The following is a 25,191-nucleotide window of genomic DNA, read 5'->3' on the forward strand; positions in this document are numbered from 1 at the left end:
ATTCACTCATTCCACCTGGGTTGCGCCTCCCCTATCAAATAGGTTGATCTGCCGTACCGCGTGGTCCAGCGCAACGACGCTCAGGACTTCTGGTAGCGCTATCTCATGCCCGATTCGGCGCGGCGCACCGGGCACTAGGTCGATGAAGTTGTCGGCCGGCGCCAGCCCGTTGCCGGCCAGCCACAAGCCTTTCACGGGCCTGTCCGTGGCGAGCAGCAGCGCCTGCCCGTCCACCGCGATATCGATGCGCGCATCGCCGAGCCGATAGAACTTGAAGGGCTCGGTCCAGGCGCAGTCGCGCGCCAGTTCACGCCCGTCGGCGTCCAGCGCGCACAGCTCGGCGACAACAGGCTCGGCAAAGCCGGGCAGCGACTGCGTGATCTCGACACAGGATGCTGCCGGCACGTCCTGTGCGGCTTGCGTGCTGGCCAGCTGGCGGCCATCCATCGCAAAGACGCGCAGCTGCAGCGTCACGGCGCACGCCGTGGCGCTGCCGTTCATGACCGCCAGCCGCGTCTGGCCCGGCTCCAGCCGCACGGCCACGGCCAGCGGGCTGAGCGCGCGGCGCACCGCATGCCAGGCCGGCTTGACGGTACCGGACGAGTCGATCAGCGCCCAGCTCGTCACCGGCCAGCAGTCGTTGAGCTGCCAGACCAGCGCGCCGCTGACGGCTCGCGCGCCGGGCTTCTGCCAGCGGCGGCGGAAGTCCTGGTAGGCCACGCGCATGGCCTCGGCCTGCACGAACTGCGTCGCGTAGACATGCTCGGCCAGCGTCGCGCCCACGCGCAGGTTGTCGGCGAGATACACAGCCAGGCGGCGGTGTCCATCCGGCCCCGCGGCCGAGCCGGCCTTGTTGTGCCACTGCACCGTGCGGCTCTCGGGAAAGCGCTCGCCTTCCGGCAGCACGGACTCGAACAACGCCAGCGACGGGTTGGACTGCATGCCGAACTCGCTGACGAAGCGCGCCTGCACCTCGCCGTAGTGCTGGTAGGGGAGCATCTGCTGGTGCCAGACCTCCCAGCTGTGGCGGTCGCCGACGGTCGCGTCGGAGGACTTCACATCGTCACCCGGCGTGAAGGGGCTGCCGGGCCAGTAGATGCGGTCCGGGTCCAGAGCGGCGCAGACCTCGGGCAGCAGGCCTTCGTAGATTGCCCTCGCCTCGAAGCGCTCCGCCGGGATGCCCGGGCCGGCCAGGCCCTGGGACTCGGCAATCATGTAGTCCTCGTTGTTGCCGCACCAGAGCGCCATGCAAGCGTGGTGGCGCAGCCGCTTCACGGCGGCCTCGGCCTCGGCGCGCACGCTGGCCTGGAAGGCTGCGTTGGCCGGGTAGATGCCGCAGGCGAACATGAAGTCCTGCCAGACCAGCAGGCCCATCTCGTCGCAGGCCTCGTAGAAGGCCTCGTGCTCGTAGATGCCGCCGCCCCAGACGCGCAGCATGTTCATGTTCGCCGCCGCCGCCTGGGCCACGCGCTCGCGGTAGCGGGCTGGCGTGATGCGCTCCAGCAGGTTGTCGTCGGGAATCCAGTTCGCGCCACCGGCGAACAGGTCCTGGCCGTTGACACGGAAATGGAAGCTCAGGCCCGCCTCGCCGTCGACCGGCTCCTGCACCAGCCGCAGGTCGCGCAGGCCGATGCGGCGCTGATCCTCGGCCAGCAACTGGCCGTCGTCGTCCTGCAGCCGGGCGACCAGCGTGTAGAGCGGCTGCTCGCCCAGGCCGCGCGGCCACCAGAGCTGCGCGTCGGTGAGCGACAGCGTGGCCGTCACGTCAGCCGAGGCCGGCACGGAGCGCGACGCCACGCAGCGGCCCTCGGGGTCCAGCAGCTCGAATGTGCAGCCGGCACCTGCGCCAACGAGCCGGGCCGCGACCCGCAGCGTCGCCGTGCGCCGGGCCACATCCACCTCGCTGCGGCAATGCAGGTCTTCGATGCGCGCCGAACCGCCGTCGCGGCGCACGGCCCGCCACGGGCCGCAGGTGACGAGCTCCGGGCCCCAGTCCCAGCCGAAGTGGTACTGCGCCTTGCGGACGTGCAGCCGGGCGCTGTCGCCGTTCCACAGCGCGCGCTTGCCATGCACGGCTTCCACCTTGCGCGCCTCGGCCAGCGCAGGTTCAAAGACCAGCAGCAGCTCGTTGCGGCCCGGCTTCAGGCGCGATCGCACATCCACGCGCTGCGGCACGAACATGTTGTCGGACTGCAGCAGGCGCTCGCCGTTGAGCCACACCGTGCAGTAGGTGTCCAGGCCTTCGAAGACCAGTTCCTCGCGCGCCGCCAGCTCGCCCGCGTCGAAGCCCAGGCGCCACACCCAGCGGCGCTCGGCCACCCAGCGCACATCCAGCTCGTTGCGACCGTAGAAGGGATCGGGGATGCGGCCGGCGGCCAGCAGCGCGCCATGCGCCGTACCGGGCACCGTGGCGGGCAGCCACGCGTCGCCAGGCAGCGCTGTCAACGCGGCGCCGTCCAGGCCCGCGGGCGCTTCGGCCAGCAGCCAGCCTTCGTGCAGATCAGTCAGTCGTTGAGATTTCACGGAGTCGCAGTCGTCAGGTCAGGCAGCCCGGCCTGCGGCAAGAGACCGGGAGCCCCGAACCGGCCAGCCCCTGCGCCGCGCACCCACCCGGCCACGGCTTGTCTCCTGCTTCGCCACAGGCAAAGCTAAACATTGTTTTGTTGCGCATTCTGTTTCTCTAAATTTGAGCCCGCACTCGGGGATAGTCCCGATGTTTTACCAATGAAACAACGAGCGGATGACGCAAACTTGCCACCATAATTCCAATAGTTTAGTAAACACACAAGAGGCAACGTGACGCCACGCTCCCCCGCGTTCGTCACGGACGCCCCGCTCCCGCGAGCCGGCATGAACGACCAACCACCCTCACGCAGCGCCGAAGCCAGTCGTCACCGCGCGACGGGCTGGGCGGCACATCGTGGTTGGCTGGCGGGCCGCCGAGGCGCCACAGGAAAGGCTGAAATGGATGCGCTGAAAGGATTTGCGTTGGTCCTGTCACTGATGCTGCCGGCCGCGGGGCAGGCGGACACCGACCCGCGGCTGCAGGCGGTCATGCAGCGGCTGGAGGCCGGCGAGCCCGTGACGCTCGCGACCATCGGCGGCTCCATCACGACCGGCTACGCCGCGCAGCCGCCGCGCGAACGCGGCTGGGCCGCGCTGCTGGCGAAGTCGCTGGGGCCGAAGGTCAAGCTCGTCAACGCCGGCGTCAGCGGCACGGACTCGGCGGCCGGCGTGCAGCGGCTGCAGACCCAGGTGCTGGACGCCTCGCCCGACCTCGTCATCGTCGAGTTCGGTGTCAACGACCAGTGGCTGGACTCCGCTGTGCGCGGCAGCAGCTACGAGGCCATCCTGCGCAAGCTGCTCACCGCGAAGAAGCCGCCCGCGGTGGTCGTTCTGGGCCTCACGCAGCAAGGCAACCAGCCGCGCGACGCGACCGACATCCAGCTGAAGCTCGCCGCCCACTACGGCCTCGCGTCGCTGGACTTCGGCCGCTGGATGCAGGCCCGCGTCAACGCCGGCGAGGACCGCTGGTCCACGCTCTATGACGAGCCCGTGCATCCCAACGCCACCGGCCACCAGCGCATCGCCCTCGCGCTGGCCGAGACGCTGCGCGCCGCCGCACGCGGCCCGGCCGCAGCGGCCACGCCGTTACCCGACGCCGTCTACAGCCGCGCCCACGAGTTCGCACGCCTGCTGATGAACGACACGCTCAAGCCCTACCAGCAGCACGGCTTCACGCGCGGCGGCGAGGTGCACCCGGAATGGACCGGCCAGCAGCCCGGCTGGGTCAGCACCGCCGACGACGCCGAGGCACGCTTCCTCGTCTACGGCAGCGAGGTCGCTGTCTTCCATGCCGAGAGCGAGCACTACCGCAACCTCGAGGCCCGCGTGGACGACGGCCCCTGGGTGCTGCTGCGCGGCCAGGTGGCCGAGCGCAAAGGCTACCTCGGCTGGCACTACGGCGTCGTCGGCCGCGATCTCGAACCCACGGCGCACCTGTTGCAAGTGCGCGTGCGGCGCGATGAGTGGGAAGGCAGCGGCCGCCCGGCCAGCCTGCTCGCCGTCATGACCGCCGGCATCGTGCCCGCCGCGCTGCGCACGAGCGACTTTGTGCGCGACCCGGCACCGGCCAAGCCCATCGCGCCGAATGACGAGCACCTGCGCTGGGTCGGCCGCATCGGTGAGGTGAACGGCGGCAAGCTGCTCGCCTGGAGCGGCAGCGAGTTGCGCGCGCGCTTCACCGGCACACAGCTGGGCCTGAGCTTCAAGTCGACGCACTGGGGCACCAGCCACTTCACCGTCGAGATCGACGGCCGCCGCCACTGGCTCGCAGCGCCGGGCAACGCGGCCTCCGACTGGCGGCTGCGCGAGCCGCTGGCCGACGGTGAACACACGCTGCGGCTCGTCAAGCGCACCGAGGCCTCGATGGCCGAGACCGTGTTCCTCGGCCTGCGCCTGTCGCCCGGCGGCCAGTTGCTCGCGCCGCCACCCGCGCGGCCGCTGAAGCTGGCCTTCTACGGCGACTCCATCACCGCCGGCGCCTGCAACGGCGACCTGGCCGACGACCAGTACGAGGATCTCTACTTCCACGACGGCACGCGGGCCTATGGCGCGGTGACGGCCGCCAACCTCGGCGCGGACTACGTCGGCATCGCCGTCAGCGGCATCGGCATCACGGCGACCTGGGGCGAGCTGCTGATGCCGCAGGTCTGGAACCGCATTGCGCCGCGGCTGGACGCCCCCGTCGCGCCGCCCGACCCGCATGCGCCCGACGTCGTGCTGCTCAACCTGGGCCAGAACGACCACGGCTTCCCGGCGTCCAAGGGCCAGTCCATCGCCGCCGACTTCGGCCCGCGCTACCTCGCCTTCGTGCGCCAGTTGCGCGCGCGCTACCCCAATGCCCGACTGGTGCTGCTGGCCGGTGGCATGACGGCGTGGAAGGAACAGCCCGCCATCCCGCGCGCACTGAACAACGCCGTCGCCACGCTACGCGCCGAGGGCGATGCCAAGGTCTGGACCTACACCTTCCAGGCCTTCGCCTACGCTCACCCGCGCATCGACGTGCACGCGCAGATGGCGGACGAGCTGACCCGCTTCCTGAAAGACGAGGTGCTGAAATGAATCTCCCCGACCTGCGCCGCCCCGAAGCGCTGTGGGCCCACATGCGCCACACGCTGGCCTTCTACGCGCCTCGCGTGAAGGACGCATCGGGCGGCTGCTTCCAATTCTTCAAGGACGATGGCACCGTCTACGACCGCCGCACCCGCCACCTCGTCAGCAGCACGCGCTTCGTCTTCAACCATGCGCTGGCATGGCGCTGGTTCGGCGGGTCGGTGGCCGACGTGGCGCACGCGATGGCCTTCGTCAACGAGGCGCACGCACAACCGCAAGGTGGCTACGCGTGGGTGCTGGATTGGCACGATGGCAAAGCCACCGTCACGGACAGCACCAACCATTGCTATGGCCTGGCCTTCGTGCTGCTGGCCAACTCGCATGCAGCGGAAGCCGGCGTGCCCGGCGCGCGCGAGGGCATCACCGCGACCTTCGAGCTGATGGAGCGTCGCTTCTGGGAGCCTGCCCACGGCCTTTACGCCGACGAGGCGACGCCGGACTGGCAGGTCGGCACCTACCGCGGCCAGAACGCCAACATGCACGCCTGCGAGGCCATGCTGGCCGCCCACGCCGCGACGGGCGAAGCGCGCTATCTGGAGCGCGCACTGGTGCTGGCCACGTCCATCGCACAACGCCAGGCGGCGCTGGCTGGCGGCCTGGTCTGGGAGCACTACCAGACCGACTGGACGCCCGACTGGGACTACAACCGCGACGACAAGACCAACATCTTCCGGCCCTGGGGCTTCCAGACCGGCCACCTCACCGAGTGGGCCAAGCTGCTGCTGATGCTGGACCGCCGGCTCGGTGCTGCGGCGCCGGCCTGGCTCGTGCCGACCGCGCGCCACTTCTTCGACACGGCGATGAAGCACGGCTGGGACGCCACGCACGGCGGCCTCGTCTACGGCTTCGCGCCAGGCGGCGAGGTCTGCGATGCCGACAAGTATTTCTGGGTGCAGGCCGAAAGTCTCGCCGCCGCCGCCTGGCTGGCCGTTCGCACCGGCGATGACGCGTACTGGGCCTGGTACGACCGGATCTGGGCCTACGCCTGGCAGCACTTCGTCGACCACGAGCACGGCGCCTGGTACCGCATCCTGGCCCCTGACAACACCAAGCTCACCGACGAGAAGAGCCCCGCCGGCAAGACCGACTACCACACCATGGGTGCCTGCCAGGACGTGCTGGCCGCGCTCGGCGTCCAACCGCCTGCCAAGGATCAAGCATGAAGAAAGCCCTGCTCTGCGCTGCGCTGCTCGCGGCCTCGATGACCCACGCGGCGCCGCTGGAGTGGCGCGGCATCAGCCTGTCCAGCGCCGAATGGGGCGACAAGCTGCCCTTCCCTGGCGTCTATGGCAAGGACTTCGTCTACCCCAGCGTCGCCAGCACGGCCTACTACCAGGCCCAGGGCATGAACGTCATGCGCGTCGGCTTCCGCTGGGAGCGCCTGCAGCCCGTGCTGATGGGCGAGCTGGACCCGGCCGAGCTGGCCCGCCTGCGCGAGTTCGTCAACGGCACGACGGCGCGCGGCCTCTTCGTGCTGCTGGACCCGCACAACTACGCCGCCTACAAGGACGTCAGCATCGGCAAGCCCGAGGTGCCCATCGCCGCCTTCGCCGACTTCTGGCAGCGGCTGGCACTGCAGTTCAAGGGCAATGCCAAGGTGCAGTTCGGCCTCGTCAACGAACCGCGCAACCTGCCCACCGAGACCTGGGGCCAGGCCGCGCAGGCCGCCATCGACGCGATCCGCGCGACGGGCGCCACCAACCTCATCACGGTGCCCGGCAATGGCTACACGGGTGCGTGGAGCTGGTTTGAATCGACCTGGTACGGCACGCCCAACGCCGAGGTGATGGGCAAGGTGCACGACCCGCTCGACAACATGGTGTTCGAGGTGCACCAGTACTTCGACAAGGATGGCTCGGGCACCGCGCCGGAGTGCGTCAGCCCGCAGATCGGCGTCGAGCGGCTCAAGCGCTTTACCGCCTGGCTCAAGCAGAACAAGCGCCGCGCCATCCTGGGCGAACTCGGCGGCGGCGCCAACGCCGTCTGCGAGCAGGCTGTGAACGGCGCGCTGCAGCACCTGCAGGCCAACGCCGACGTCTGGGCCGGCTGGCTGTGGTGGGCCGGCGGCCCGATGTGGGGCGACTACTTCCTGTCGCTGGAGCCCACCGCCGACGGCAAGGACAGGCCGCAGATGCGCTGGCTCAAGCCCTACCTGAAGGACTGAACCAGGAACCGCGCGTCGGCGCCGAAGCTGACCAGCTTGGCCCGCAGCGGCGCCGCCAGCGTGGCTGGCTCGGCAAAGCCCTGTCGTTGCCAGTACGGCACCGAGCCCTGCACGGCGACCAGGCCCATCTCCCACAGCTGCAGCGCGCGGGCGCGCTCGGCCAGCTTGGCCAGCAACGTCGCGGCCAGGCCGAGCGAGCGGGCCTCGGGCGAGACGGCCATGTCGTGCAGGTAGAGCAGCGTCGGCGCCGCGGAGCGTTCGCAGCACGGCGCGTCCAGCGCCGGCAGCGTCGCCTCGCAGACCGGCAGGCTGACCGCGTAAGCCAACGGCTCACCGTCATGACGACGCGCCATCCAGCAGCAGCCCAGGCCGGCCGTCACGGCCAGCTTGGCCTCGAAGGCTTCGCGACGCTCCAAAAAGTCGACGCCGTAGCAGCGCTGTTGCAGCGCCAGTACGGCGTCGAGATCGGCAGGAGTCATCGCGTGCAGATGCACGCGATCCATCACTGATCAGCGGCCAAAGCCACCCTTGCGCGGGCCGCCCGGGCCACGGCGCTCGCCGTCGAACGACGGACGGTCACCACCGCCACCGAAGCTGGGCTTGCCGCCGAACGCCGGCTTGCCACCGCCATGGAAGGGGCGGTCACCACGCGGCTGGAAACCACGGTCGTCGCGGGGTTGGAACTCGCCGCGCGGCTGGAAGCCGTCACGATTCTGGAAGCCACGGTTGTCACCACGCGGCTGGAAGCCCTGGCCTTCGCCACGCGGGGCAAAGCCACGGTCGTCACGCGGCTGGAAGCCACGGTCGTCACGCGGCTGGAAGCCACGGTCGTCGCGGCCTTGGAACCCACGGTCGTCACCGCGCGGTGCGAAGCCGCGATCGCCGCCGTGACCGAAGGGCTTGCCACCACCGTGATGCGGGCGGCCACCGTTGTCATCACGGCGGAAGCTCTTGTTGCCGAAACCGGGGCGACCACCGAAGTTGCCACGCGGGCCACGGTCGTCGAAGCTGCCGGCGGGGCGCGGCGGGAAGATGCGCGGCTCTTGCGTCTTGGGCTCCAGGCCCGCGATCTGCTGCACCGGAATCGTCTGCGTCGTGAACTGCTGGATGCGACGGATCATCGATACGTCTTCGCGCAGGCCCAGCGTGATCGCCAGGCCCTGGCGGCCGGCGCGGCCCGTGCGGCCGATGCGGTGCACGTAGTCCTCTGCCTTCATCGGCAGGCCATAGTTGATGACGTGGCTGATCGTCGGCACGTCGATGCCGCGGGCCGCGACGTCGGTGGCCACTAGCACCTTCAGGTCACCGCGGCGCAGGCCCATCAGCACGCGGTTGCGCTTGCCTTGCGGCATGGCACCGTGCAGCGGGGCGACGGCATGGCCGATCTCGGCCAGGCGCTCGGCCAGCCAGTCGGCGTCGCGCTGCGTGCTCGTGAAGACGACAGCCTGGTCCAGCTCCGGCGCAGCCAGGATGGATTCCAGCAGCTGGTCCTTGTGGTGGGGGTTGTCGGCCCAGTGCAGGCGCTGCTCGATGTTCTCGTGCGTGTCGGTGTGCGTGGCGACCTCGATGCGCTGCGGGTCCTTCAGCAACTGCTGCGCGAGACGGCCGACGTGGCCCGCGAACGTGGCGCTGAACATCACGGTCTGCTTGGTTTGCGGCGTGTGGCTGGTCACGACGTTGATGTCGTCGATGAAGCCCATGTCCAGCATGCGGTCGGCTTCGTCCAGAACGAGCATCTCGACGTTGGACAACACGCACTTGCCGCTGGCCAGGTGGTCCAGCAGGCGGCCGGGGGTGGCGATCAGGATGTCCAGCGGGCCGGTCAGCTGGCGGATCTGCAGCGGATAGGGCATACCGCCCAGCACCGTCGCAACCTTCAGGCCGGGGATGTGGCGGCCATAGGTCTGGGCGGCCTTGCTGACCTGCATGGCCAGTTCACGGGTCGGCGCCAGCACGAGGACGCGCGGGCCGTAGATGACGCCCTTTTCACGGCGCTTGGTGTTGTCGCCGCGGGCGGCGAGGATCTTTTCCAGCGCCGGCAGGATGAAGGCGGCGGTCTTGCCCGAGCCGGTGCGCGACGAGACCATCAGGTCCTTGTTCGCGATGGCGGCGGGGATGGCTTGCGCCTGCACGTCGGTGGCGTTCTCGTAGCCGGCGTCCTTGACGGCTTGCAGCACGGCGGGGCTCAGGCCCAGGGTCTCGAAACTCATCGTTCGTTCTTTCGTTCAGAGTCACGCCGCGCAAGAAAATGCGCAGCGCCGAGGAGCGTCAGGCTCTTCGGAATCACATAAGTCGCTGGGAGATAGATCAGCTCGCGTCGTGCGGCTCGGGCATGTACATCAGCCCGGGTGCGGCGCGGGGGAACAGTCAGTCAAAGCGACGGCTTCATCGCCGCCGACCGATCCGTGTTCGGAGTCCGATACGAGTGATCGAACGAGGTCAGAGGAGACGTGGAACTCCTGGGGCATGCCCCAGGCGAAGCCGCGACTGTAGCACGAGCCAGGGTTTTCACCAAGCCACAGCTTGAGTCCGGGGCGTGCGGTCTGGCACACTCGTGACCAGGGTCGGCAGAACACCCAGGCCTTGCCGCTCGGCGCATGCCGTGAGCTGAACCTGCCATCGCGTCCCAAGACCACGTCGGAACTCCCGCGTGCGCCCTGGCTGCAAGTCGGCGAGCCCAGCCTCATTCCTTGAGTTGGCGTGCGCATGGAGTGCCACTGTGCCCCGTGAATCGTTTCCCCTCGTCGTGGACGATCTGTCCACCTTCGCCAAGTCGCTGCGCACGCAACTGCTGGCGCATCCCGCCACACCAGGCCATCAGACCCTGCTGAACATGCTGGCCCGTGCGGCCGGGCATCGCAATCTGCAGACGCTGCAGGCCCGGCCACCCGCGCCGCCGCCGAAATTGCCCACCCCGGCGCCGGCGGTCACGGCGCTTGTGCGCCGAACGCTGAACCTGTTCGATGACCACGGCCGCCTGCAGCGCCTGCCGGCCAAGCGCTCGCTGCAGCTGCTGTCGCTGTGGGGCTTGTGGATGCGCTTCGATGCCAAGCGGCCCTACCGCGAGCGCGAGGTCAACCAGATCCTGACGGCCTGGCACAGTTTCGGCGACTACTGCACGCTGCGCCGTGACCTCGTCACGCAGGGTCTGATGACTCGCACGGCCGACAGCGCGGTCTACACCAAGCTGCCCGCGCGGCCAGGCGAGGACGCGATGGCGCTGATGCGGGCGCTACGCGCGCTCGCGCACTGACGCCGCGTCCAGCAGCGTGCGCACGCGCTCCGCGTCGGCCGGTGTGGCCGGGTGGTAGACGATCAGCGTCAGATCGGGCCGCCCCTCCACCGCCAGGCCGGTGTACTCCAGCGCGATGCGGCCGACGACCGGGTGGTCAATCTGCTTGGCCGCCTCGCCGTAGTTGCCGCGCACGTCCAGCTCGGCCCACATCGCGGCGAATTCGGCATTGGCAGCGCTGAGCTCGGCCACCAGCGCCTGCACCGCCGTCGTCGCACCGGCCCGCGCGGCATCGGCGCGGAAGGCCGCGACGACGAAGCGCGCGTCCTGGTCCCAGTTGGGCATGCGCCGGCGCGCCGCGGGGTTGGCGAAAATGTGGCGCAGGATGTTGCGCCGGTCGGGCGGCATGGTTGCGTAGTCGTTCAGCACGGCCGCACAGGCGCGGTTCCAGGCGACGACGTCCCAGGTCGCCGTGCGGATCATGGCCGGGCAGTGCGCCATCGCGTCGAGTACGCGCTGCAACCGCGGCGGCAAGTCGGCGGCGGCCTGGTAGCGCACCTCGGGCGGCCGGTTCTGCGCGAGCAGGAAGAGGTGCTCGCGCTCGACGTCGCCGAGCTGCAGCGCGCCGGCCAGGCGCTCCAGCACTTCGGTGGACGGCGCACCACCCCTGCCCTGCTCCAGCCACGTGTACCAGGTGGGACTGACGTGGGCGCGCTGCGCGACCTCCTCGCGGCGCAGGCCGGGTGTGCGCCGACGCGCCAGTGGCAGGCCCAGGGCGGCGGGGTCCAGGCGGGCGCGGCGCTCCTTCAGGTAGCGCCCCAGCGGGTTGTCCTCGACGACAGACATCTTGATCCTGTTAGTAGCTTTACCGGTATGCGCTCACGGCTTCACGCACGCGACCCGGCTCGCGACAGTGGCGTCACTTTCACTGTTTCGCAAGGACCTTTCCCATGCACGTGTTCGTGACGGGCGCGACCGGCTTCATCGGCTCGGCCATTGTGCAAGAACTACTCTCCCACGGTCACCGCGTGACCGGCCTGGCGCGTTCCGACGCCGCCGTCGAGGCGCTGGCTGCGGCCGGCGCGGTAGCCCACCGCGGCAGCATCGACGACCTCGACAGCTTGCGCCGTGGTGCGGCCAACGCCGACGCGGTCATCCACACCGCCTTCAACCACGACTTCTCCAAGTTCGCCGCCAGCTGCGAGGCCGACCGCGGCATCATCACTGCGCTGGGCGATGCACTGGCGGGTAGCGACCGGCGCCTGGTCGTCACCTCGGGCACGGCGCTCGTGGCCGGCGGGCCGCTGGCAACCGAGGTGGACGTACCGCACGCCACCCACCCGCGCGTCGCCTCCGAGCAGGCCGCGGCGGCGCTTGTCGAGCGCGGCATGCACGCCAGCGTCGTGCGCCTGCCGCCCTCGGTGCACGGTGAGGGCGACCACGGCTTCGTGCCGCTGCTCATCGACCTCGCACGGCGCCAGGGCCTGGCTGCCTATGTCGGCGACGGCCGCAACCGCTGGCCGGCCGTGCACCGGCTGGATGCGGCCGAGCTGTTCCGCCGCGTGGCCGAGAGCGGCCGCGCCGGCTTCAGCTACCACGGCGCGGCGGAATCAGGCCTGCCCTTCACCGAGATCACTGCCGTCATCGGCCGCCGCCTGGGTTTGCCGGTCCAGGGCCTGACGAGCGAAGCCGCGGCGGCCCACTTCGGTTGGTTCCAGCACTTCGCCGGCATGGACAACCCCTGCAGCAGCGACTGGACCCAGCGCGAACTGGGCTGGCAGCCGCGGCACCCAGGCCTGCTGGCCGACTTGGACCTGCCGGGCTATTTCGAGAGCTGAATGGCGGGCAGCCAGCCGCGCAAGCTGTTGAAGAAGGCCAGGCCTTCGACGCGCACGAGGTCGTCTCGGGTCAGCCGTGCTTCCTTGATGCGGCCCTGGGCCAGCAGCTCGGCACGCAGCACGCCAGGCAACAGGCCAGCCGTCAGCGGCGGCGTCAGCCACTGGCCGTCGAGCTGCACGGCGAGGTTGCCAAAGCTGCACTCCGTCAGTTCGCCAGCCTCGTTCCACAGGATGACGTCGAAGGCATCGGCAGGCTTGTCGACCGCGTACAGCTCCCGGCGGGTCGTCTTGTGGGCCAGGAACTCGGCGCGCGGGCCGAGCGTGGGGATGGGCTGGTCGGCCAGCGCCAGCCGGACCGGCTCGGGCGTCGGCGTGAACGCGAACAGCGTGTGCTGCAGGCCGCCGTCGGCGCAGCAGGTCAGCCGCAGCCGCCAGCTGCCTTCGGGCTGCGCATCGGCCACGGCTTTCAGGTAGGCCCGCGCTTCGGTCATCGAGAACCGCAGGCCGAAGTGCCGCGCCGTGCGCTGCATGCGAGCCAGGTGGGCGTCGCCGCGCACCGCCGCGCCGGCTTCCAGCCGCAGCGTCTCCAGCGCCTCGACGGGCGCTTCCGCACGGGCGAGGAAGCGCGACTTGGCCCGCCACTCCGCGATCTCGGCAGCGGGTTCGCTGTCCAGCGTGATGGCGCTGCCGATGCCACAGGTCAGTGTGTCGGCGTGGAACTCGACGGTGCGGATCGGCACGTTGAACGTCGCAACACCGCCCGGCTGGATCAGCCCCAGCGCGCCGCAATACCAGCCACGCGGCGAGCCTTCCAGCTCGCGGATGATCTGCATCGCCCTCACCTTGGGCGCGCCGGTTACCGAGCCGCAGGGGAAGAGCGCAGTGAAGGCGTCGGCCAGCGTCAGCCCGGCGCGGCTGACGGCCGTGACGGTGGACGTCATCTGCCAGACCGTGGGCAACGCATGCAGCTCGAACAGCCGCGGCACACGCACCGTGCCCAGCTGCGCGACACGGCTCAGGTCATTGCGCAGCAGGTCCACGATCATCAGGTTCTCGGCGCGTTCCTTCTCGCTGGTGCGCAGGTGCTGCTGGGCGGCTTCGTCATCGACGCGGTCGCGCCCGCGCGGCGCCGTGCCCTTCATCGGCTGCGCCGCCAGCAGCCAGCTGGCCTTGGCGCCCGGCACGGGGCGCCAGTCGAAGAACAGCTCGGGCGACACGCTGGCTGCGCCCGCCTCGCGCAGGAACAAGCTGAAGCCGCCCGGCTGGCTGGCATGCAGCGCAAGAAACAGCTGTTCAGGGTCCAACTCGCCGGCTGCCGCGTGCAGCCGCGTCGTCAGGTTGACCTGGTAGCAGTCGCCATCGCGGATGTAGGTGCGGATGCGCTCGATGGCTTCGGTGGCGTCCGGCTCGCCGTCCTTCCAGCCGAGCAGGCCAGTGTGGGCCGCCTCCGCTTCAGGCCATTCGTCGGGCGCCGTGTCGTAGACGGCGAACTCGGCCAGCGGCGCCGTGGCATCGTGCGTCGCCAGTACCGCGTCGAAGGCCGTAGCAGCCTCGTAGCGCAGGCCGCCCAGCACCCAGGCGCCAGCACGCGCGGCGGTTTCCGCTTCGGCGATGACGGCGCGGACCTCGTCCAGCTGCCCCGCCCTCAGCCAGCGTGCCGGCGGCGTGCGCCAGCAGCCGCGCACGCGCTCCCCGTCCTCACGGGCCAGAGGATGGCGGGGGAAGTCGAAAGCCGCGTGCAGCAAGCGCCGTGGATCAGGCCAGGTTCAGGAAGGTCGTGCGGTAGTGCGCCAGTTCCTCGATGGACTCGTGGATGTCCGCCAGCGCCGTGTGCGCCTGAGCCTTCTTGAAACCCTCCAGCGCGGCCGGCTTCCAGCGCTTGGCCAGTTCCTTCAGCGTCGACACATCGAGATTGCGGTAATGGAAGAAGCTCTCCAGCTCCGGCATGTAGTTGGCGAGGAAACGGCGGTCCTGGCAGATGCTGTTGCCGCACATCGGGCTCTTGCCCTTACCGACGTACTGCTTCAGGAAGGCGATGGTCTGCGCCGACGCCTCGGCCTCGCTGACCGTCGACGCCTTGACGCGGTCGATGAGGCCGCTCTTGCCATGGGTGCCCTTGTTCCAGGCATCCATCTTGTCCAGGGTCTCGTCGCTCTGGTGCACAGCGAAGACCGGGCCTTCAACGCGCTTTTCCAGGTTGGCGTCGGTGACAACGACGGCGATCTCGATGATGCGGTCGGTGTCGGGATACAGACCCGTCATCTCGAGGTCGATCCAGATCAGGTTGTTGTCGCTGGGGGCAAGGGTGTCGGACATGGTGGGCTCTCTCTGAACAGCCGCGAATTCTCGCAGCCTAAAATTTGCAGATGTCTCCCCTGATGTTGTCCCTCGCGTTTGCCCTCGCGCTCGCGGCCTCCACGCTCGTCAAGTTCTGGCTGTCGTCGCGCCAGATCCGCCATGTCGCGACACACCGCGGCGAGGTTCCGGCGGCATTTGCGGGCAGCGTGACGCTCACCGCCCACCAGAAAGCCGCGGACTACACCGTCGCCCGCGCCCGCTTCGGCCTGCTGGCGCTGGCCTTCAACGCTGCCGTGCTGCTGGGCTGGACGCTGCTGGGCGGGCTGAACGCGCTGAACGGCTGGGTGCTGGACGCGAGCCGGTCGTTGCCCGACGGCTGGCAGGCCATGGGCTACCAGTTGGGCCTGGTCGCCACTTTCGTGCTGATCGGCGGGCTGCTGGACCTGCCGTGGGAGCTGTGGTCCACCTTCAAGATCGAACAGGCCTTCGGCTTCAACCGCATGACGCTCAAGCTCTACCTGGCCGACATGCTCAAGGGCCTGGCCGTCGGCGTGCTGCTGGGCCTGCCCATCCTGGCGCTCATCCTGTGGCTGATGGGCGCGGCCGGCCCGCGCTGGTGGCTGTGGGCCTGGGGCGTGTGGATGGGCTTCCAGCTGCTGGTCATGGTGCTGTACCCCACGGTCATCGCGCCGCTGTTCAACAAGTTCGAGCCGCTGACCGACGTGGCGCTGAAGGAGCGCGTCGAGCGGCTGATGGCGCGCTGCGGCTTCGCGGCCAAGGGGCTGTTCGTCATGGACGGCAGCAGGCGCTCGGCGCACGGCAATGCCTACTTCAGCGGCTTCGGCCCGGCCAAGCGCGTCGTGTTCTTCGACACGCTGCTGTCCAAGCTCAACGGCGGCGAGGTGGAGGCCGTGCTGGCGCACGAGCTGGGCCACTTCAAGCACAAGCACATCACCAAGCGCATCGCGCTGGCCTTCGCGATGAGCCTGGCCGGCTTTGCGCTTTTGGGCTGGCTGGCACAGCAGCCGGCCTTCTACATGGGCCTGGGCGTGCAACCATCCTTGAGCGCCCCGAACGACGCGCTGGCGCTGCTGCTGTTCATGCTGGCCGGCCCGGTGTTCGGCTTCTTCGTGACGCCGCTGGCCAGCCACTTCTCGCGCCGCGACGAGTTCCAGGCCGACGCCTACGCCCGCGCGCAGGCCAGCGGTGCCGACCTGTCCTCCGCGCTGCTCAAGCTGCACGAGGACAACGCCGGCACGCTGACGCCCGACCCGGTGTATGCGCGCTTCTACTACTCCCACCCGCCTGCGGCTGAACGCCTCGCAGCGCTCGCCTCATGAACGAACTCCTGCTCGCCCAATGCGACCCCAAGGCCCCGCTGATGGATGCCGACACACGCAACCGCGTGCTGGCCACCCTGCCCGGCTGGCTGCCTGATGCCGACGCCAAGGTCATCGGCCGGAGCTTTCGCTTCGAGAACTTCTACCAGACCATGGCCTTCGTCGACGCCGTCGCCGAGATCGCGCACGCACAGGACCATCACCCCGAGATGCTGGTCGGCTACAACGCCTGCACCGTCAGCTGGACGACGCACTCGCGCGGCGGGCTGACGCTGAACGATGCGATCTGCGCGGCGCAGGTGAGCGCGCTGCCCGAAGCGACCGCTGCATGAGTGCCGAGCGCAGGGCCGCTGCTCCCAAGCCGGTACGCATCACCCCGGGGGATCGGCTGACGTACTCGTCGGCCGAGGGGCTCCAGTGAGCAAATTCCAGGGGCTGGATCTGGGACTTGTCGTGCGCGGCCACGGCCGCCACTACATCGTCGAGGACGCAGACGGCAACCGCCTCGTCTGCCACCCGCGCGGCAAGAAGAGCGATGCCGTCGTCGGCGACCAGGTGCGCTTTGCCGAGTCCGGCGACGAAGGCGTCATCGAGGCCGTCGAGCCGCGCCGCAACCTGCTGTTCCGCCAGGACGAGTGGAAGACCAAGAGCTTCGCGGCCAACCTGGACCAGTTGCTGGTGCTCGTGGCCGTCGAGCCCGTCTTCAGCGAAAGCCAGTTGGCCCGCTCGCTGATCGCCGCCGAGTCCGCCGGCATCCGCATGGCCATCGCACTGAACAAGACCGACCTGCCGGGCACCGAATCCGCCCGCGAGCGTCTCGCGCCCTACCGGGCGATGGGCCTGAAGATGTTCGAGGTCGCGCTGAAAGCCGACCGCGACGGCTCGCGCGCCACGCTGGACCCGTGGCTCAAGGATCAGCGCACCTTCGTGCTGGGCCCCAGCGGCACGGGCAAGAGCACTCTGATCAACCTGCTCGTGAAGGACGCACAGGCCCAGGTCGGCGAAATCTCGCAGGCGCTGAACTCCGGCCGCCACACGACGACGACGACGCAGTGGTACTGGACCGACGACACGCGCACGACAGCGCTGATCGACTCGCCCGGCTTTCAGGAGTTCGGACTGCGCCAGATTGCCGCCGCCGACCTGTGGCGCTTCATGCCCGACCTGCGCGACCACGCCGAATGCCGCTTCGCCAACTGTTCACATATTCACGAACCGGGCTGCGGCGTGCGCGCAGCCGTCGATGCGGGCTTGATCAGCGCCAGCCGATACCGCATATATGGGGAGATCCTCGAAGAACTCCTGCGCAAGACCTGGTGAAGACTGCATTCCTGACTCTCTGCGCCGCCGCCCTGCTCGCGGCCTGCGCCACTCCCACCGCCCCGCCGCCGCCTTCCGCCGAAGGCTGGCAGCCCATGGCCCTGCCCGGCAAGAAGGCCACGATCTACCGCTGGACAGAGAAGGACGGCCGCCGCGCACTGGAGGCCACGTCCGACCAGTCGGCCAGCATCTGGCGCAAGCGCCTGCAACCGCAGCTCGACCATGTCGGCGACGTCAGCTTCTCGTGGTGGTCCCAGAGCCTGATCCCGGGCGCCAGCGTGGCCGACATCGACCACGAGGATGCCATCGCCCGTGTCATCTTCGGCTTCGGGGGCGACATCGACAAACTGCCGATGAAGACGCGCATGAAGTTCGAGCTGGCCCAGGCGTTGACGGGCGAGATGCCGCCCTACGCGACGCTGATGTACGTGTGGGACAGCAAACTGCCCATCGGCACCGTCGTCATCAACCCGCGCAGCGACCGCATCCGCAAGATCGTCGTCGACTCCGGCCCCACCGAACTGCACCGCTGGCGCGACCACCGGCGCGACCTGGCCGCCGACTTCCGGCTGGCCTTCGGCGAGGAGCCGGGGCCGCTGATGTCCATGGGCGTCATGACCGACAGCGACAACAGCCACTCCTCGGCCAAGACCTGGTACGGCGCCGTGGAGCTGATGCCGTCCGGCGTCAGCGGTGGGGCGGCTGCAGGGGCAAGGGCGCCGGGTCCCTGACCTCGCGGGCCTCGATGTCGACGACGTCGCCCTCCGACGGCGTCGCTCGACGCTGAGCCCACGGATTGCGGTTCATGCGGAACTGCACGTTGGGCTTGCGGCCGGTCAGCCGGCCGACCAGCAGCAGCACGATGAAGGCGACAACGGCAAACAGAAAGAAGCCGAGGCCGATGACGGCGCCGACGATGAGTACGGCCCAGCGGAACAGCAGACGGATCAAAGGCATGGCGGGATTGTGACGGCGGCGTGATGCCACCGTGCCAAGCATGCTCAATGAAGCGGCGCCAGGAAAGAGGTCATGGCGGCGACACAGCGTCCGGGCGCGGCCTGCAACAGCCCGTGCGGGCCATCGATGCGGGTGATGACTACTTGCGGGCAAGCACGCCGGACATGCACCGCGGCAGCGGGCGGCACGACGCGATCCTGCCCGGCCTGAAGGTAGAGCACCGGCGCGCGAACAGCCGCCAGTTCCTCCGAGACATCCACCGCCATCACCATTCGAAGGCGCGCGCGCAGCACTGCGGCAGGAAGCTGCGCCAGTGCCTCCGCCAGCAAGACACGCGCTTCGTCCGACGGGCCGCCGCCAAGCAACACGCGCTCGGACAGCCACGCTGGCACCAGGCCCGGCGGCGGCAACCAAGGGAGCAGCCTGCCCAACCGGGACAGCGCCGGACGCGGACTGCGCGCAAAACTGCAACACAGGATCAGTGCCCGCAGCCGCGGCCCCAGCGCCGCGGCGAGCCTGATCGCCACCGGGCCGGAAAACGATTCCCCCAGTACAACGAGTGGTCCGTCGGCCGGCAGCGCCTCTGCGGCCAGTCGGGTCAGCACGACATAGTCCGCACGAGCGTCCATCGGATAGGCGACAACCCGGGTTCGCCAGCCCGCTGGCAACTCGCGCAGCAACGGCTGGAACAAGCTGCCCGTGCCATCGAGCCCTGGCAGCAGCACCAGTGTCGTCATGCCAAGTGGCGGCTCAACCCCGCCCGACAAACGGCATCTGCGTCGCCATGACCGTCATGTTCAGCACGTTGGCCGACAACGGCAGGCCAGCCATGTAGACCACGGCGCGGGCGACGTCCTCGACATCCATGCGCGGCTCGACCGCCATCTGGCCGTTGGCCTGGGGCACGCCGTTGGCCATGCGCTCGGTCATCTCGGTCGCGGCGTTGCCGATGTCGATCTGGCCGACCGCGATGTCGAAGGCGCGACCGTCCAGGCTCAGCGACTTGGTCAGGCCCGAGATCGCGTGCTTGGTGGACGTGTAGGGCGCCGAGAACGGCCGCGGGGCGTAGGCCGAGATGGAGCCGTTGTTGATGATGCGGCCGCCGCGCGGCGTCTGCGCCTTCATCAGCCCGAACGCCGCACGGGCGCACAGGAAGCTGCCGGTCAGGTTGGTGTCGACGACGGCCCGCCACTGCGCCACGGTCAGCTCGTCGATGGGCACGGCCGGCGCACCGATGCCGGCGTTGTTGAACAGCAGGTCCAGCCGGCTGAAGCGCTCGCGCAGCGTGGCGAAGGCGGCGTCGACCTGAGCCTCGTCGGCCACGTCGGTGGGCAGGGCCAGCGCATCGGGCAGGGTCTCGCGCAGCGCAGCCTCACGGCGGCCCATCAGCGCGAGCGTCCAGCCCTCGCGGGCCAGTGCGCGGGCAACGGCGCGGCCGATGCCCGAGCCGGCGCCGGTCACGAGGGCAACTCTCATCAGTTGCTGCCGCCGACCAGCGTGACCAGCGAGCGCTGCACCCAGCCGCTGAAGTTGGCCGCATCGACCTTGACGAAGCCGTCCTTGACCTCACCGGTAGCCACCAACTCCTCGCTGCGGTTCAGCGTGGCGACGACCTTGCCGTCGCGCGACGGCGTGGCGTAGGCCTTCACATTGGAGATCTTGGGCGCGAGCATCTGGCCCGCGTTGATGGGCGCGCCGGCCTGCGTGGAGGCGGCGGCATTGGCGTCACCGGCCGCGCTGCTGCCGCGGACCAGGCTGGGCTGGTCGCGGATGGCAATGACGATCTTGTTGTAGTTGTCGAGGAAGCTGGCCGCGATGAGCTTGCCTTCCGCGGTGCTGGTGTAGCCCCCCATGCCGCCGACGGCGCCGCCGCCGAAGCCCCAGCCGCCGATGGAGAAGTCTGTCTTGCTGGCCTTGCCTTCGGCCGCCGCGACCTGGATGCTGGAGCGCACGTCGGCGATGAGCAGGCTGGTGGAAGCGTCCTTGAACTTCAGGCCGCCGGCGATGGCGCCGACGATGCCCAGCTTGCCGCCGAGAAAGCCGCCCAGCCCGCCGCTGGTGTTGGCGCCGACCTGGACGTTGGGGGTCATGACGAAGTCGGCCGCCTGCATCTGGCCCTTGCCGACGTTGGACTCCTGGCGCATCTCGCCGGCCGAGGCCAGTGCGCGCTCCTGCTGCAGGTTCTGCATCGCCTGGCCGCGCTCGACGACATCGAAGCAGCCGGAGTTCTGCACCATCATGCGCAGCAGCGCGGCGGGCGAGCCCAGGCCGTAGTGGGACAGGTGGCTCCAGCCGTTCTGCGGTTCGGCCACGGCCAGCACGCCCAGCTTCTTGGAGCACTTCTCGACGTTGGAGCCTTCATCGGCGTGAACCGCGGTCGCCAGGCCGGCCAGCATCATCACAGACAGCATCTTCTTCATGTCGTTCCTCTCGGTCATCTTGTGAACAGGCAATTGTGCCCAGCGCCGCCGGCCGCTCGCATCCTCAGCCCACACGGGTGGTGTCGCCTGGATCAGGGTCGCAGCACCAGGCGATGGGCCGTCTCGCCAGGCAGGAAGGGCAGCGCCTCGCCGGCCAGCCACGTGGCATGGTCGGCACGGTAGAACGGCGACAGCGGGTGGCCGCTCTGGCCGCCGGGGATGACCAGCAGGCCCTGCTCCTCGTGGCCGGGCGAGACGACCATGCGCTCGCTCTGGCCGTGGCCCTGGTAGTGCACGCGCGGCATGTGGGCGTCGCCGGCCATGCCCTGCGAGGCCTGGTCCAGCCAGCCCGACAGCGCCGGCACGGCTGCGCCCAGCGGGTGGCGCATGCGCGTGGGGTTGTCGGCGCCCCAGGTCGCCGCGGCAAGGCTGCCGTGCTTGTCCAACAGTTCCTTGCGGCTGTCCAGCACGGCGCGCTGCAGCAGCTCGGGCCAGCTCTTGGCCGTGGCCGGCAACGTGTCGGGCCGCGCGGCCTGGATCAGTGCCCAGCCGGGCGTCTCGGGCACGATCTTCAGGTCGGCCAGCTTCAGGCCCTGCGCCTCCAGCAGGCCGGCCAGCGGCGCGAACAGCTGCTTCAGCACCTCCAGGCGGAAGCTGCGCACGAGCAGGTAGCCGACCGCATCCGGCCGCGCCGCCTCGGCACTCTTCTCGACCTCGGCGCGGTACTCCGCCAGGCCGTTGGCGGCGACGAAATCGGGTGTCAGCACCTGGGTCAGCAGCAGCTGGCGCCAGTGCTGCAGGAACAGCGCGCGATGGTCCAGCTGGATGGCCAGCAGGCCGGCCTCGTCGAACTTGTCCTGCGCGCGCAGGTCGTCGCGGATCTGCATCGCGCGGGCGCCTAGGTCGTAGCCGCCGTTGCCCAGCGTCTTGAGCGCGTCGCCGCCGACCATGCGCGCGTTGGCCGTCCACAGCCGGCCGTCCGCCGGGTCGACGACCCGGGGCTGCTCGGCGGCGCTCAGGTAGCCCTGCCAGCGCGAGCGGCCGTCGCTCCAGTCCTGTGGGCGGTCGATGTCCTCGCTGCCGACGCGTTTGGGAATCGCGCCGATGACGGTCCACGCGATGCGGCCGCCCGCGTCGGCCACGACCAGGTTCTGGTGCGGCACGCCGGTGCCGGCGGCCAGCTTGACGGCCTCGTCGACGTTGCCGGCCGTCTCCAGCCGCATGAGGTTCAGGTTCATGCCTTGCGGGTCGTGCGCGACCCAGCGCAGCACGTAGGCCTGCCCCTTGGGCGCCTGCTGCGGCATGACCGGGCCCCACTCGCTTTCGAGCACCTCGTAGTCCACCGCGTCGCCGTTGGCGACCTCGATGCGTTCCACCGCCTTCGTCAGCGGCTTCTCGGCGCCGCCGGCCAGGTAGTGCGTGCCCGACGCGTTGAGCTTGAGCGTGACGACATCGGCCCAGTCGGAGGTCGTGTTCGTGAAGCCCCAGGCCACGTGGCCGTTGCTGCCGACGACAAGCAGCGGCGTGCCCGGCAGCGTCGCGCCGGCCACGTCGTGGGCACCGGCGCCGTCCTTCCACTTCATGCGGGCCTTGAACCAGGTGCCGGGCGAACGCAGGTCCAGGTGCATGTCGTTGGCCAGGATGGCCCGGCCGCCGGCGCCATGCGCGGCAGCGACGGCGAAGTTGTTGCTGCCGAGGATGCGCGAGTCGCGCGGCTCGCAGTCGCTGCAGGCGACCTTGGCCGCGCGCAGCACGTCGGGCAGCGGGCCGGCCGGCAGCGGTACGGCGGTGACGCGGCTGTCGTCGAGCGCGGCCTGCCAGTCGGCGCTGTGCTGCGTCAGGAAGGCATACCAGTCGGCCGGCACGGCGTCGTGCAGCAGGCCCATGGCGAGGTCGTCGCGGCCTTGGGCGTTCTGCAGGTCCAGGTACATGCCGTAGGCCACCAGCACCGTGTCGGCCGCGACCCAGGGCTTGGGCGACTGGCGCAGCAGCAGGTACTCGGGCGGGCGGCTACCCAGGGCCTCCAGGCCGGCGTTCACGCCGGTCACGTAGGCGTCCAGCACGGCACGCTCGTCGGCCGGCAGCGCGGCGATGCCCATCTCCGCGCGGTGGCGGAAGCGGTGCAGGCGGCGGGCCTTGTCCAGCGGCAGCGCCTTGGGGCCGACCAGCGCTGACAGCTCGCCGGCCGCGTTGCGACGCATCAGGTCCATCTGGAAGAAGCGTTCCTGCGCGTGCACGAAGCCGAGCGCCCGCGCGACGTCGAGGCGGTTCTCGGCCGTCACGGTCAGGTAGCCGCGCGCGTCGCGCTGCGCCTCGGCGGGCGCGCTGAACGCGGCGACGGTGCGTTCGCCGTCGAGCTGGGCGAGGCTGGCTCGCAGGGCCAGCCAGATTGCGAGGGCCAGCAGCGCAACCAGCAGCAGCAAGCCGACAAGGATTCGCTTCAACCACGTCATCAGAATGTCCCCGGGTAGCTGCCCCCGTCGAGCAGGATGTTCTGGCCGGTCAGGTAGCCGGCATGGGCGCTGCACAGCATCGCGCAGATCGCGCCGAATTCGGCCGCGGTGCCGAAGCGCTGCGCGGGAATGGCCGCGCGGCGCTTGGCCGTGAGATCACCGAGCGGTTCGCCGGACCTGGCCGCCGCACCGGCCATGTTCTTGCGCAGGCGGTCGGTATCGAACGCGCCGGGCAGCAGGTTGTTGATCGTCACGTTGGCACCGGCCAAGCGCGGCTGGCGGGCCACGCCGGCGACGAAACCGGTCAGCCCCGAGCGCGCACCGTTGGACAGGCCCAGCGTGTCGATGGGCGCCTTGACGGCGCCGGACGTGATGTTGACGACGCGGCCGAAGCCGCGGGCGGCCATGCCGTCGACAGTGGCCTTGATGAGGGCGATGGGTGCCAGCATGTTGGCCTCCAGCGCGGCCAGCCACTGTTCGCGGTCCCAGTCGCGGAAGTCGCCGGGCGGTGGGCCGCCGGCGTTGTTGACGAGGATGTCGACCTGCGGGCAGGCGGCCAACGCGTCGGCGCGGCCTTGCTCGGTGGCAATGTCACCGACGACGGTCTTGACCTCGGCAGCCGGGTTCAACCCCTTGAGCGCCGCTGCCGTCGACAGCAGATCGCTCTCTCCGCGCGCCGTGATGACGACGTTGACGCCCTCGCTCACCAGCGCCTCGGCACAGCCCCGCCCGAGGCCCCTGCTCGCCGCGCAGACCAGCGCCCAGCGGCCTTTCAGTCCCAGATCCATGTCAGCTCCCCGACCGCGCCGCGCGGCCTCGACAGGCCCGCATCATCGCGCGGTCGAAGGCGGCGCTACGCGCCGCGGTCAGCGCTTGAATTTGCCGTCTTCCGACACGATGGACACGTCGGTGTACTCCAGCCCGCTGTGATCCTTCTCGGTGTAGTGCACCTGCAGGCCGCCGAGGTCGATGCGGGCGCCGTCCAGCGCCTTGTTGACGCTCTCGCGCGTGATGTCCTTGCCCGCCTTGCGCAGCGTCTCGACGACCAGCTTGGCCGCGGCGTAGCCCTCGATGTGGGCGGGCGTCAGCTCATTGCGACCGGCCGCCTTGGCGATGCTCAGCGCCTCCCGCACCATCAGGTTGGCGGTCGAGCGCTCGTAGGGGAACAGCTGCGTGACGATGACGCCGCGGCCGTTCTCGCCCAACGCCTTCACGAAGTCGGGCGACGCGTTGTTGGACAGCGTGGCGACCTGCGCCGTCGAGCCCGCCGCACGCAGCGCGTTGACGCCCTCGACGACGGCATACGACGGCCCGATCAACACGACGGCCTCGATGTTGGCGTTGGCGATGGCCCGCATCGTCGGCCCGAGATCCGGCTTGTTGCGGTCGAAGCGCAGGTTGGACAGCGCACGCAGCTTCAGGTCGTCCAGGCCCTTGATGGCGCCCTTGCCGGCGTCGTTGCCGAACGGGTCGTTGACCTGCACGATGGTGATGCGCTTCACGCCGATGCTGGCGAGGTGCTTGACCGCGCGCTCGGCCTCCTTCTGGTAGCTGGCGCGCAGGTGGTAGACGTAGGGCTGCACCGGCTCGTACAGGCTGATGGCGCCAGTGGCCGGCGCGATCAGCGGGAGCTTGTTCTCCTTGAGCACTGGCAGCATCGCCTCGGTCGGGCCGGTACCGCGGCTCAGCATCAGCGCGAGCACGCCCTGGCCGGCCAGCGCCTTGGCCTGCGCCGCGGCGGTCCTGTCGTCGTACTTGTCGTCCGCGGTGACAAGCTCGATGTTCTGGCCCTTGATGCCCCCCTGCGCGTTGACCGAGTCGAAGTACAACCGCGCGCCCTCGGCGCTCTCCTGCACGACGCTGGCCACGGGGCCGCTGAAACCGGCGACCATGCCGATGCGCAACGTGCCCTGCGCGGACGCGCTTTCCATACCCATGCAGGCAGCGAACGCCGCCGCCACGACAACCCAACGTTTCACTGTTGTTCTCCCGAG

General features: G+C 69.7%; 22 protein-coding genes. 9 read left to right on the plus strand and 13 right to left on the minus strand.

All coding sequences use genetic code 11. The features are described from left to right. Positions 1-6: 6 nt before the first annotated feature. Entirely contained in the window at positions 7-2,523 is a 2,517-nt protein-coding gene (locus tag ACG04R_RS05660) for a glycoside hydrolase family 2 protein (RefSeq protein WP_394407095.1), read from the minus strand. Between the two features lie 441 nt (positions 2,524-2,964). On the opposite strand from ACG04R_RS05660, the gene ACG04R_RS05665 reads away from it, so the two are divergent. Genes ACG04R_RS05665 through ACG04R_RS05675 form a run of 3 tightly spaced genes read left to right on the plus strand, consistent with a single transcriptional unit; the run spans position 2,965 to position 7,339 of the window. Next, positions 2,965-5,124 carry a GDSL-type esterase/lipase family protein gene (locus tag ACG04R_RS05665; RefSeq protein ID WP_394407097.1) on the plus strand — a complete coding sequence of 720 codons (2,160 nt, stop codon included), beginning with the start codon at positions 2,965-2,967 and terminating at the stop codon, positions 5,122-5,124. Next, positions 5,121-6,338, plus strand: a complete 1,218-nt coding sequence (locus ACG04R_RS05670) for an AGE family epimerase/isomerase (RefSeq protein ID WP_394407099.1) — start codon at positions 5,121-5,123, stop codon at positions 6,336-6,338. Before ACG04R_RS05665 ends, ACG04R_RS05670 begins: the two co-directional genes overlap by 4 nt. Beyond that, positions 6,335-7,339 (plus strand): glycoside hydrolase family 5 protein, encoded by a 1,005-nt coding sequence (locus tag ACG04R_RS05675; protein ID WP_394407101.1) that lies wholly within the window; start codon positions 6,335-6,337, stop codon positions 7,337-7,339. The genes ACG04R_RS05670 and ACG04R_RS05675 overlap by 4 nt, the downstream gene beginning before the upstream one ends. Here the strand turns inward: ACG04R_RS05675 and ACG04R_RS05680 are convergent. Both ACG04R_RS05680 and ACG04R_RS05685 read right to left on the minus strand, forming a co-directional pair. Beyond that, positions 7,324-7,842, minus strand: a complete 519-nt coding sequence (locus ACG04R_RS05680; protein ID WP_394407103.1) for a GNAT family N-acetyltransferase — start codon at positions 7,840-7,842, stop codon at positions 7,324-7,326. The genes ACG04R_RS05675 and ACG04R_RS05680 overlap by 16 nt on opposite strands. 6 nt (positions 7,843-7,848) lie before the next feature. Further along, a complete protein-coding gene (locus ACG04R_RS05685) occupies positions 7,849-9,549 on the minus strand; it encodes a DEAD/DEAH box helicase (protein ID WP_394407105.1) in 1,701 nt (566 codons plus the stop codon). A 509-nt stretch (positions 9,550-10,058) separates the two neighbouring features. Between ACG04R_RS05685 and ACG04R_RS05690 the strand changes: the two genes are divergently transcribed. Further along, positions 10,059-10,592: a DUF2087 domain-containing protein gene (locus ACG04R_RS05690; protein ID WP_394407106.1), complete on the plus strand. Its 534-nt coding sequence runs from the start codon at positions 10,059-10,061 to the stop codon at positions 10,590-10,592. On the opposite strand, the gene ACG04R_RS05695 is transcribed toward ACG04R_RS05690, so the two are convergent. Beyond that, complete coding sequence (locus ACG04R_RS05695) at positions 10,572-11,417, minus strand: helix-turn-helix transcriptional regulator (RefSeq protein WP_394407108.1); 846 nt, start codon at positions 11,415-11,417, stop codon at positions 10,572-10,574. The genes ACG04R_RS05690 and ACG04R_RS05695 overlap by 21 nt on opposite strands. Positions 11,418-11,521: 104 nt before the next feature. Between ACG04R_RS05695 and ACG04R_RS05700 the strand changes: the two genes are divergently transcribed. Further along, positions 11,522-12,409 (plus strand): SDR family oxidoreductase, encoded by an 888-nt coding sequence (locus ACG04R_RS05700; protein ID WP_394407110.1) that lies wholly within the window; start codon positions 11,522-11,524, stop codon positions 12,407-12,409. Here ACG04R_RS05700 and ACG04R_RS05705 read toward each other — a convergent pair. Further along, positions 12,394-14,154 carry a chorismate-binding protein gene (locus ACG04R_RS05705; protein WP_394407112.1) on the minus strand — a complete coding sequence of 587 codons (1,761 nt, stop codon included), beginning with the start codon at positions 14,152-14,154 and terminating at the stop codon, positions 12,394-12,396. The genes ACG04R_RS05700 and ACG04R_RS05705 overlap by 16 nt on opposite strands. Before the next feature lie 10 nt (positions 14,155-14,164). Continuing rightward, complete coding sequence (gene orn, locus ACG04R_RS05710) at positions 14,165-14,725, minus strand: oligoribonuclease (protein ID WP_394407114.1); 561 nt, start codon at positions 14,723-14,725, stop codon at positions 14,165-14,167. A gap of 50 nt (positions 14,726-14,775) precedes the next feature. On the opposite strand from orn, the gene ACG04R_RS05715 reads away from it, so the two are divergent. The 4 genes from ACG04R_RS05715 to ACG04R_RS05730 all read left to right on the plus strand — a co-directional run bounded on the left by ACG04R_RS05715 (position 14,776) and on the right by ACG04R_RS05730 (position 18,098). After that, a complete protein-coding gene (locus ACG04R_RS05715; RefSeq protein WP_394407116.1) occupies positions 14,776-16,047 on the plus strand; it encodes a M48 family metallopeptidase in 1,272 nt (423 codons plus the stop codon). After that, positions 16,044-16,379, plus strand: a complete 336-nt coding sequence (locus ACG04R_RS05720; protein WP_394407118.1) for a 4a-hydroxytetrahydrobiopterin dehydratase — start codon at positions 16,044-16,046, stop codon at positions 16,377-16,379. The genes ACG04R_RS05715 and ACG04R_RS05720 overlap by 4 nt, the downstream gene beginning before the upstream one ends. 85 nt (positions 16,380-16,464) lie before the next feature. After that, positions 16,465-17,367 (plus strand): ribosome small subunit-dependent GTPase A, encoded by a 903-nt coding sequence (gene rsgA / locus ACG04R_RS05725; protein ID WP_394407119.1) that lies wholly within the window; start codon positions 16,465-16,467, stop codon positions 17,365-17,367. Next, complete coding sequence (locus ACG04R_RS05730) at positions 17,364-18,098, plus strand: DUF3047 domain-containing protein (RefSeq protein WP_394407121.1); 735 nt, start codon at positions 17,364-17,366, stop codon at positions 18,096-18,098. The genes rsgA and ACG04R_RS05730 overlap by 4 nt, the downstream gene beginning before the upstream one ends. Here the strand turns inward: ACG04R_RS05730 and ACG04R_RS05735 are convergent. The 7 genes from ACG04R_RS05735 to ACG04R_RS05765 form a co-directional block, all read right to left on the minus strand. Continuing rightward, positions 18,055-18,324 (minus strand): MgtC/SapB family protein, encoded by a 270-nt coding sequence (locus ACG04R_RS05735; protein WP_394407122.1) that lies wholly within the window; start codon positions 18,322-18,324, stop codon positions 18,055-18,057. The genes ACG04R_RS05730 and ACG04R_RS05735 overlap by 44 nt on opposite strands. A gap of 44 nt (positions 18,325-18,368) precedes the next feature. Beyond that, positions 18,369-19,061, minus strand: a complete 693-nt coding sequence (locus ACG04R_RS05740; protein WP_394407124.1) for an alpha/beta fold hydrolase — start codon at positions 19,059-19,061, stop codon at positions 18,369-18,371. Positions 19,062-19,074: 13 nt separating this feature from the next. Further along, positions 19,075-19,800 carry an SDR family oxidoreductase gene (locus ACG04R_RS05745; RefSeq protein ID WP_394407126.1) on the minus strand — a complete coding sequence of 242 codons (726 nt, stop codon included), beginning with the start codon at positions 19,798-19,800 and terminating at the stop codon, positions 19,075-19,077. Further along, positions 19,800-20,744 (minus strand): CsgG/HfaB family protein, encoded by a 945-nt coding sequence (locus ACG04R_RS05750; protein WP_394407128.1) that lies wholly within the window; start codon positions 20,742-20,744, stop codon positions 19,800-19,802. Before ACG04R_RS05750 ends, ACG04R_RS05745 begins: the two co-directional genes overlap by 1 nt. Before the next feature lie 92 nt (positions 20,745-20,836). Next, positions 20,837-23,197: a penicillin acylase family protein gene (locus ACG04R_RS05755; protein ID WP_394407130.1), complete on the minus strand. Its 2,361-nt coding sequence runs from the start codon at positions 23,195-23,197 to the stop codon at positions 20,837-20,839. Further along, positions 23,197-23,985, minus strand: a complete 789-nt coding sequence (locus ACG04R_RS05760; protein WP_394407132.1) for an SDR family oxidoreductase — start codon at positions 23,983-23,985, stop codon at positions 23,197-23,199. The genes ACG04R_RS05755 and ACG04R_RS05760 overlap by 1 nt, the downstream gene beginning before the upstream one ends. Positions 23,986-24,063: 78 nt before the next feature. Next, on the minus strand, positions 24,064-25,176 hold the full coding sequence (locus ACG04R_RS05765) for an ABC transporter substrate-binding protein (protein WP_394407133.1): 1,113 nt from the start codon (positions 25,174-25,176) through the stop codon (positions 24,064-24,066). Positions 25,177-25,191 lie beyond the last annotated feature (15 nt).

It is taken from the genome of Pelomonas candidula (assembly GCF_043555985.1).
Lineage (GTDB): Bacteria > Pseudomonadota > Gammaproteobacteria > Burkholderiales > Burkholderiaceae_C > Pelomonas > Pelomonas candidula.

Bases quoted from the DNA above. Each gene is read 5' to 3' on its own strand.
- ACG04R_RS05665 (WP_394407097.1), top strand. From the start codon at position 2,965: ATGGATGCGCTGAAAGGATTTGCGTTGGTCCTGTCACTGATGCTGCCG.
- ACG04R_RS05670 (WP_394407099.1), top strand. From the start codon at position 5,121: ATGAATCTCCCCGACCTGCGCCGCCCCGAAGCGCTGTGGGCCCACATG.
- ACG04R_RS05675 (WP_394407101.1), top strand. From the start codon at position 6,335: ATGAAGAAAGCCCTGCTCTGCGCTGCGCTGCTCGCGGCCTCGATGACC.
- ACG04R_RS05680 (WP_394407103.1), bottom strand. From the start codon at position 7,842: ATGGATCGCGTGCATCTGCACGCGATGACTCCTGCCGATCTCGACGCC.
- ACG04R_RS05685 (WP_394407105.1), bottom strand. From the start codon at position 9,549: ATGAGTTTCGAGACCCTGGGCCTGAGCCCCGCCGTGCTGCAAGCCGTC.
- ACG04R_RS05695 (WP_394407108.1), bottom strand. From the start codon at position 11,417: ATGTCTGTCGTCGAGGACAACCCGCTGGGGCGCTACCTGAAGGAGCGC.
- ACG04R_RS05700 (WP_394407110.1), top strand. From the start codon at position 11,522: ATGCACGTGTTCGTGACGGGCGCGACCGGCTTCATCGGCTCGGCCATT.
- orn (WP_394407114.1), bottom strand. From the start codon at position 14,725: ATGTCCGACACCCTTGCCCCCAGCGACAACAACCTGATCTGGATCGAC.
- ACG04R_RS05715 (WP_394407116.1), top strand. From the start codon at position 14,776: ATGTCTCCCCTGATGTTGTCCCTCGCGTTTGCCCTCGCGCTCGCGGCC.
- ACG04R_RS05720 (WP_394407118.1), top strand. From the start codon at position 16,044: ATGAACGAACTCCTGCTCGCCCAATGCGACCCCAAGGCCCCGCTGATG.
- ACG04R_RS05735 (WP_394407122.1), bottom strand. From the start codon at position 18,324: ATGCCTTTGATCCGTCTGCTGTTCCGCTGGGCCGTACTCATCGTCGGC.
- ACG04R_RS05740 (WP_394407124.1), bottom strand. From the start codon at position 19,061: ATGACGACACTGGTGCTGCTGCCAGGGCTCGATGGCACGGGCAGCTTG.
- ACG04R_RS05745 (WP_394407126.1), bottom strand. From the start codon at position 19,800: ATGAGAGTTGCCCTCGTGACCGGCGCCGGCTCGGGCATCGGCCGCGCC.
- ACG04R_RS05750 (WP_394407128.1), bottom strand. From the start codon at position 20,744: ATGAAGAAGATGCTGTCTGTGATGATGCTGGCCGGCCTGGCGACCGCG.
- ACG04R_RS05755 (WP_394407130.1), bottom strand. From the start codon at position 23,197: ATGACGTGGTTGAAGCGAATCCTTGTCGGCTTGCTGCTGCTGGTTGCG.
- ACG04R_RS05760 (WP_394407132.1), bottom strand. From the start codon at position 23,985: ATGGATCTGGGACTGAAAGGCCGCTGGGCGCTGGTCTGCGCGGCGAGC.